At 39.8% G+C, this 7,991-nt stretch carries 9 protein-coding genes; 8 read left to right on the top strand and 1 reads right to left on the bottom strand.

From position 1 onward, the window contains the following. On the bottom strand, window positions 1-692 hold a 692-nt coding region (locus tag HMPREF9193_RS00675; RefSeq protein ID WP_245565484.1), incomplete at its 3' end, for an MlrC C-terminal domain-containing protein. A gap of 278 nt (window positions 693-970) precedes the next feature. Between HMPREF9193_RS00675 and murQ the strand changes: the two genes are divergently transcribed. From murQ to HMPREF9193_RS00635, 8 genes are read left to right on the top strand one after another with little or no spacing between them, the layout of a single operon-like run. Then, a complete protein-coding gene (gene murQ / locus HMPREF9193_RS00670) occupies window positions 971-1,858 on the top strand; it encodes an N-acetylmuramic acid 6-phosphate etherase (protein ID WP_021686103.1) in 888 nt (295 codons plus the stop codon). 30 nt (window positions 1,859-1,888) lie between these two features. Beyond that, window positions 1,889-3,307: a PTS transporter subunit EIIC gene (locus HMPREF9193_RS00665; RefSeq protein ID WP_021686102.1), complete on the top strand. Its 1,419-nt coding sequence runs from the start codon at window positions 1,889-1,891 to the stop codon at window positions 3,305-3,307. Further along, window positions 3,300-4,346, top strand: coding sequence for a MupG family TIM beta-alpha barrel fold protein (locus HMPREF9193_RS00660; RefSeq protein WP_021686101.1), 1,047 nt, complete (start codon window positions 3,300-3,302; stop codon window positions 4,344-4,346). The genes HMPREF9193_RS00665 and HMPREF9193_RS00660 overlap by 8 nt, the downstream gene beginning before the upstream one ends. 5 nt (window positions 4,347-4,351) lie before the next feature. Beyond that, the gene (gene licT, locus HMPREF9193_RS00655) at window positions 4,352-5,206 is read left to right on the top strand and encodes a BglG family transcription antiterminator LicT (protein WP_021686100.1); all 855 of its coding nucleotides are present in this window, start codon (window positions 4,352-4,354) and stop codon (window positions 5,204-5,206) included. Next, on the top strand, window positions 5,206-5,703 hold the full coding sequence (locus HMPREF9193_RS00650; RefSeq protein ID WP_021686099.1) for a PTS sugar transporter subunit IIA: 498 nt from the start codon (window positions 5,206-5,208) through the stop codon (window positions 5,701-5,703). The genes licT and HMPREF9193_RS00650 overlap by 1 nt, the downstream gene beginning before the upstream one ends. Further along, a complete protein-coding gene (locus HMPREF9193_RS00645; RefSeq protein ID WP_021686098.1) occupies window positions 5,700-5,957 on the top strand; it encodes an HPr family phosphocarrier protein in 258 nt (85 codons plus the stop codon). The genes HMPREF9193_RS00650 and HMPREF9193_RS00645 overlap by 4 nt, the downstream gene beginning before the upstream one ends. Next, window positions 5,957-7,591, top strand: a complete 1,635-nt coding sequence (gene ptsP / locus HMPREF9193_RS00640) for a phosphoenolpyruvate--protein phosphotransferase (RefSeq protein WP_021686097.1) — start codon at window positions 5,957-5,959, stop codon at window positions 7,589-7,591. Before HMPREF9193_RS00645 ends, ptsP begins: the two co-directional genes overlap by 1 nt. Then, window positions 7,588-7,851 (top strand): PTS sugar transporter subunit IIB, encoded by a 264-nt coding sequence (locus HMPREF9193_RS00635; RefSeq protein WP_021686096.1) that lies wholly within the window; start codon window positions 7,588-7,590, stop codon window positions 7,849-7,851. The genes ptsP and HMPREF9193_RS00635 overlap by 4 nt, the downstream gene beginning before the upstream one ends. The last annotated feature ends 140 nt before the right edge of the window (window positions 7,852-7,991 follow it).

Raw genomic sequence — 7,991 nt, 5'->3', positions numbered from 1 at the left:
TTGTCAAACGGATACATCGGGCGGGGAAGCTCCTTGTATTCCAAGCGCGTAAATATTTCGTTTGTACTGCCGTCGGTAAGGACAAGCATGGAACGCTTTGCAATCGCGCGGATCTCCGGCTCAAGGTAGCCGAGCTTGACGACGATAACTTTCAGTTTTTCGGGTTCGACGCCCAATGCCCGCATCATTTCGGGATCGTAACAGCCGACGTGTTTGCTCGTAACGACAACATCGACGCCCTGCACGTCCAAAAGCGCCATATCGCTGTTTTGAGCGCCGGCCCATGCTTTGCACAGTTTTTTAACCTTCGCGTTGACGGGGATCGGAGAACTTTTTATTTTATCAAAGGCGGCGCCCAATGTGCCGCTTACCGTATTGCCCTCGCCCGCTTTAAAGGCCGCTTCCACAAGTTTGGGGTCGTAAAACGCTTGATAGCACAGGGGCGGTTCGAGCGACGACAACACCGGATCGGCGATAATCATCTTTAAAAAGTTTCTTACGTCTTGCGAAGATCCGGCCGTAGGGTTGTCGCCGGAATCGGAAAGCACAACGGGACAGGTTCCTTCCTTGACGGCAACTTTCGTTTGTTCCAAAGCGTCGGCGCATTCGCGCGTTTCGTTGTAAAAGCAAAACTCGCTTCTCGTATCCCAAAAAAGCTGCGCACCGCGGCGAAAACTCCGGTGCCGGTGCACAGTGCGCAGTCCTTGAACTTTCCACCGTTGGAAATCCCTTGGAACGCGGAGAATTGCCCTTAAGCGATATTGAATTGACACTTATACGACAATAAAAGCAGCGAAAAACTTGAGTACAAAATAAAAAACTTGACAAAAAAAACGGTATGAGTTATCCTTATCACAATAGGATTGTTACTGTAAAGCAGGCAAAACCGAATCTTATTCAAAAGAGCGGTTTTGTCTTTTTTTTTGCCGCTTGTGGTTTGGCAGTGTATCGACAAGGAGTTTGAATCAACATGATTGACCTTTCAAAATTGGCAACAGAAAAACGAAATGCCAAAACGACACATTTGGACAGTATGTCCGCTTTGGAAATTGCAACGATAATGAATGAAGAAGATCTGTGCGTTATCGAAGCGGTTAAAGCACAACTTCCGCAAATAGCAAAAGCTATCGAATATGCAACAAAAGCATTAAAAAATAATGCGCGTATTATATATATCGGAGCGGGAACAAGCGGAAGATTGGGAATGCTCGATGCAGCAGAATGTCCGCCGACGTTCGGAGTTTCCGACAATACCGTTATCGGTTTGATTGCGGGCGGCGACAAAGCCTTTCTAAAAGCGGTGGAAGGTGCGGAGGACAGCCATACACTTTGCGAACAGGATTTACGGAGAAAAAACATATCGTCCGAAGACGTAGTAGTCGGTTTGGCGGCAAGCGGAAGAACGCCCTATGTTGTATACGGGCTTAGATTTGCAAAAAAACTCGGTTGTAAAACAATCGCAATTTCCTGTACAAAAAATGCGGAAATTTCAAGTGAAGCCGAAATCGCCATAGAATTACTTGTCGGTCCTGAAGTATTAACCGGTTCCACACGTTTAAAAGCGGGAACTGCACAAAAAATGGTGTTGAATATGATTTCAACGGGAAGTATGGTCGGTATCGGTAAAGTTTATCAAAACATGATGGTTGACCTTATGCAAACAAACGAAAAATTGCATGTAAGGGCGGAAAACAATGTAATGGCTGCGGTTGGCTGTACCAGAGAGACAGCTCGCAAGATGTTGGATGAAACCGGCGGAAGTGTTAAACTTTCAGTAGCAAGTCTTTTATTGCACACTACGGTAGAAGAAGCGCGGAAAAGATTGACGGAAGCTGAAGGACATATATGCAAAATGTAGGTTTACATTATTTTTAAGGAGGAGAATATTATGAATAATGAAGAACTGGCAAAAAAGATTATCTCACTTTGCGGAGAAAAATCGAATTTAATCGGTATTACCAATTGTATGACAAGATGTCGTCTTACCGTATCGAATCCCTCGTTGGTACAAACCGAAGCGTTAAAAAAAACAGACGGTGTTTTGGGGCTTATTTGTGATGACAAAAGTTTCCAAATAGTGCTTGGTCCGGGCAAAGCAAAAAAAATAACGGATATTATTTTGGCAACGACAGGGTTTGTTTCAAATGTTACGGAAAATTGGAAGGAAAACAAAGAAAGAATCAAATCAAAACAAAAACAAAATTCCGTAAAAACATTTATACGTGTAATAGCAAATATTTTTATCCCGTTAATACCTGCGGTTATTGCAGCGGGATTGTTTAACGGCTTGGCAAGTCTTCTCGGTACTTTGCAGGGACAAAAGATTTTACCGGATACGGGATTTTGGAAAGTTGCACAATTATCCGCAGCGCTTATCGGCGGCGGCTTTTTCGGTTATTTTGCCGTTTATACCGGCATTAATGCAGCCAAGTTGTTCGGTGCAACGGAAGCCCTCGGCGGTATGATCGGGGCTATATCAATCGGTGCAAATATTACTGCAATTTCAAAGATATTCGGTTTATTTAATGCAGAGGTTCCGCTAAACTCCATTTTGACTACGGGAAAAGGCGGTGTCATCGGTGTGATCGCCGGTGTATGGATTTTGTCTAAAATAGAAAGGTTTTTACGAAAAAAGATTCCCGATGTATTGGATCTGGTACTGACACCGTTTTTAACGATGCTTATTACGACAATTCTTTTCGTTTTTATCATTATGCCGACTGCCGGATTTATTTCAGACGGAATGGTTGCGGGATTAAAAGTTATCATTATGTCACAAAATCCTTTTATCAGCATAACAAGCGGATATATCCTTGCAGCAGTGTTTTTACCGATGGTATTGCTCGGTTTACATCACGGTTTAATACCGATTTATGCTGTACAGCTTGAAGCTTTCGGCGGTGTTTCATTGTTCCCTGTTTTAGCTATGGCGGGTGCCGGACAGGTAGGAGCGGCGATAGCCATTTATTTAGTTGCAAAAAAAGTCAAAAATGAAAGAATACAAAAAGTAATAACCGGCGCTTTACCGGCAGGTTTTTTGGGAGTCGGCGAACCGCTGATTTACGGCGTTACGCTGCCCTTATTTAAACCGTTTATTACGGCGGGTTTGGGGGCCGGTTTTGGCGGAGCTTATGTCATGCTGACTCATGTAATGTCAAGCGCATGGGGACCGTCAGGACTTGTTGCCATTGCAATCATTCAACCGCAACACATGCTTAACTATTTTTTCGGTCTTGTTATTTCTTATGTTGCAGGTTTTATCATTACCAAATTGGTTATAAAACCTAAAGATTTGGAAAATGTGTAAAACACTCGGCTGGTCGGTATTTAAATCACAATTTGACTCCGTAAAAGATACATTGCCCCTTTTGTATACAAAGGGGGCAATGATTTTTACCTCTTTACATATTGCGGAAGAATTTGATGAGGATTACAGCAAGCAGCTATACCGTATGTGCTGTGAACTTAAAGATATGGGATATCGAATTATTGCGGATGTTTCGCCGAGAACGCTGCATGTTTTTAATGAAACGGATATCGTCGCTTTGGTAAAAAAATTGGGAATTTCAATAGTGCGGGCAGATTACGGATTTTCTTTACAGGAACTGGCCGAACTTTTAAAGAAAGTTCCCCTGTGTGTAAATGCGTCTACCTTAAAAACGGAAGATATTATTGCACTGAAAAAAAACGGCGGCAAATTGTACGCAATGCATAATTATTATCCCCGCCCCGAGACGGGACTTGATAAAAAAACATTCAAACGTATTAATACACGGTTGCGCAAGCATAATATAAACGTTTTTTCATTTATTCCGGGCGATAATCTTTTGCGCGGTCCGCTTTACGAAGGGCTGCCTACTTTGGAAAAACATCGAAAAATCTCCCCCTACGCGGCATATATCGATACGGTAAAAAAATATACCGTATCGCATGTTTTTGTCGGCGACGGAATTATCAGTCGTAAAGAATATGAATATATTCGTAAATTTGTAACGGAAAATATTTATACCGTACCGGTTGTATTAAAAAAAGAATATACATACTTGCATGACAAAATCTTTACCATTCGTCCCGATTCACCGCGCGCTTTACTGCGTTTTCAAGAAAGCAGAGAATATGCAACACGAGGAAAAACGGTTCCTGTAGAGGGTACGGAAAAACGACCGAAAGGTACACTTACCGTTGACAATGAAAAATATATGCGGTACAGCGGTGAAATCCAAATTACCCGAAAAAATCTTCCGCACGACAATCGGGTAAACAGTATCGGATACATACCGGAAAAATATCTTTTGCTGTTAAAGCATATTAAAGGTGGAGATACGATTCAAATACATAGTGAATAAAGCGTATGAAAATTATAAAAATTTTGAATAATAATGCAATTATCTGTACGGACTCAAACAACATAGAAAAGATAGCATTAGGTAAAGGATTGGGATTCGGCTGCCGCATCGGAGATACCGTTCAAGAAAACAAAATAGAAAAAGTTTTTACACCCGATACGGATGAAGTAAAATCACGGTTTCAACAGATTGTAGCGGAAATACCGATTGCATATATTTTATTAACGGAAAAAATTATTTGCGCAGCTAAAAGCCGGCTGCCTATACTGCATGATACCATTTATGTAACGTTGTCGGATCATATCGGTATAGCGATTGAAAGATATAAACAAAATATAATTTTAAAAAATCCTCTTCTTACCGATATTCAACGGTTTTATCCTACAGAGTATGCCGTATCGAAACAAGCGCTTGAGCTTATGGAAAAAGAAACCGGTATTCACTTTGAAAATGATGAAGCGGGTTTTATTGCGATGCACTTTGTTAATGCGGAATTGAATATCGATATGCACACTGTTACCGACATCACACAAATAATCGACGATATTGTAAACATTATAAATGATTACTTAAAAAATCGCTATGACGAACATTCTTTTGCATGGTATAGATTGTTGACGCATATAAAGTTTTTTGCACAGCGTTTGAAAAACGGTGAAGATTACGATATTGAAGAGTCTGCATTATTTAACAAAGTCTACACATTATACCCCGAATCGTATTGTTGTGTAAAATTAATAAGCGAACATTTACAAAAAAAATACAATCATACCGTAAGCAGTGAAGAAAAAGCATATTTAATTTTGCATATACAACGGCTGAAAAATGCACTTTGTAATACAAAAGCAGGAGAACAATAATGTTTTTTAAAAGACAGGAAAAAACCATCGTATACGCACCGCTTTCCGGAACATGTGTTTCGTTGCAAGATGTTCCGGATGAAGCTTTTTCCCAAAATTTGATGGGCTTGGGAATTGCAATAATACCGTCAGTCGGTAAAGTTTTTGCTCCGTTTGACGGATATACATCTATACTGTCGGACACAAATCATGCTCTCGGTTTAATGAGTAAAACGGGAATTGATTTATTGATTCACGTAGGCCTGGAAACGGTTCAGCTTGCAGGAAAATACTATATCGTTCATACAAAAGAAAATGCTTCTTTTAAAAAGGGAGATTTGTTGTTGGAATTCGATATTGTTGCGATTAAAGCAGCCGGCTATAATATTATAACTCCGGTAACCGTTACCAATAGTGCCGAATTTGAAACCGTTGACTTTTTAGTTGACGTAACGAAAGGCATAACAATAGATGCTGGTTCGGATTTTATTCAAATAACAAAAGGAAAAAATAAATGAAAGAAAAATATTATACGATTGCTGCAGAAAACGGTGTACACGCCCGTCCCGCCGGATATTTGGTAAAAAAGGCTTCGGAATTTCTATCTGAAATAAGTATTTCCTGCAACGGTAAAACCGCCAGTGCAAAAAAATTATTTGCACTTATGAAGTTGGGAATAAAAAAAGGAGATACTATACACATAAGTGTAACGGGTTCGGATGAAGAAGTCGCCTCACAAACAATATTTTCATTCATTGAGGAAAATTTTTGATGGAAATACTAAAAGGTTTTGCCGTTTCGCAAAATATTATTTTCGGTAAATTATTCTTTTTTAAAAAAGAAGAAGCGGTAATTTCTACGGAAAATATTTCAGATTGCGTTGCGGAAAAAAAACGGTTTTTTGCAGCTCAAAAAAAAGCTTTAGAGCAACTGGACCGTTTATACGACAGTATGGATACGGCAAAAAATGACGACGCAAAAGAGATTTTTCAAATTCATAAAATGATGTTGGAGGATGAAGATTTTTTATCGTCGGTTACCGCAAAAATCGAAGATGAATATGCAAATGCGGTTACGGCGATACAAAAAACCGCTCAAGAATTTATTGCGGATTTGCAATCGGTAGACGATGAATATATTAAAGGCAGAGTAAAAGATATAGAAGATATTGCGCAAAGACTTATTGCCGTATTATGCGCAAAACAACAGCAACCTATTGCATTAAAAGAACCGGTTATTATTGTTGCAAAAGAACTCACACCGAGCGATATTGCCTCATTTTCTAAAGATACATTGCGTGCAATTATTACGACAAACGGTGCCGTTACCTCACATCTTGCCATTATAGCCAATTCATTGGGAATACCTGCCTTATTGGGTACCGGTTTTATATTTTCGGAAAAACATACGGATTGCGATTGTATTATCGATGAAACACAGGGAACGGCATACCTTGTTCCTGATAAAAAGACAATCGATGCAATGGAAATAAAGCGGAAAAAGATATTGGAAGTTCAAAATGAATTACAAACGTTAATAGGTATGGAAACAAAAAGCATAAGCGGAAAAAAGATAAAACTCTTTGCTAATGCCGGCAGTCTTGAAGATATAGAAGTTGCATTGAAAAACGATGCAGAAGGAATCGGGCTCTTTAGAACGGAAGTATTTTATCTTAATCGGACCATACTTCCGGCCGAACAAGAGCTTTTTGAATTCTATAAAACGCTCCTTGAAAAATTGGGGAAAAAACCGCTTACCGTCAGAACGCTTGATATAGGTTCCGATAAAATAAGCCCGTACCTTACAGAATGTTTACATTTAAAATCTGAAGAAAATCCTGCATTGGGAATACGGGGAATAAGGGTTTCACTTTTCCATACGGATATATTTATTACACAATTGCGAGCGTTATTACGTGCTTCGGTATTCGGCAATATGGCTATTATGTTCCCGATGATTATAGCTGTCGATGAAGTAAAAAAAATAAAAGAGATACTGTATCAAGTACAAAGCGATTTAAAAAGAGAAAAAATTCCATTTGATGAAAATATACAAATCGGCATAATGATTGAAACGCCGGCGGCTGCATTGTTATCGGATGAATTGGCCCCACTCGTCGATTTTTTCAGCATAGGGACAAACGATTTGGTGCAGTATTGTTTGGCAATCGACAGACAAAATACGGATCTTATGCGCTGTTATGATACGCATAGTCTTGCGGTATTACGGTTAATTGAAATGACGATTGCAAATGCTCACAAACACCGCATAAAGGCGGGGCTTTGCGGCGAATTTGCCGGTGAGTTATCGCTTACCCAAAGCTTTCTTGATATGAATGCGGATTATCTATCCGTATATCCGGGCGGAATTTTACCCGTGCGTAAAAAGATACGGGAAAGCCGATGAGTACACCAACTCATATCCGTTATAACTGTGCTTGCAGGATTGTCAGCTTGTGCGGAAAGAACGAAAATATTATATCCGTTGAACACTGTGCAACAAGGTTACGCATTCAAGTAAAACATACTGATACAATCGATTACTATGAGCTGGAAAAACTTTCTTGTGTTAAAGGGGTAATTAAACGCTCGAATCAGGTACAACTTATTATAGGAAGCGATGTCAAAGAGCTTTTTACCTTTGTCCATTCGCTGTGTTTAAAATAAACTATAGGGAACCTCTTGCCAAAAATGTGTCCGCTTCATTTTAATTAAAACGCACAAATAGTGCGCTAAACTTACACAGTTTACTTTCACGCTTGCCAGCTCATATCCTTGTCAAACGGATACATCGGGCGGGGAAGCTC

It is taken from the genome of Treponema lecithinolyticum ATCC 700332 (assembly GCA_000468055.1).
Classification (GTDB): Bacteria; Spirochaetota; Spirochaetia; order Treponematales; family Treponemataceae; genus Treponema_C; species Treponema_C lecithinolyticum.
Note: the sequence above shows the minus strand (reverse complement) of the source record. Positions and strands in the feature narration are given on the sequence as shown.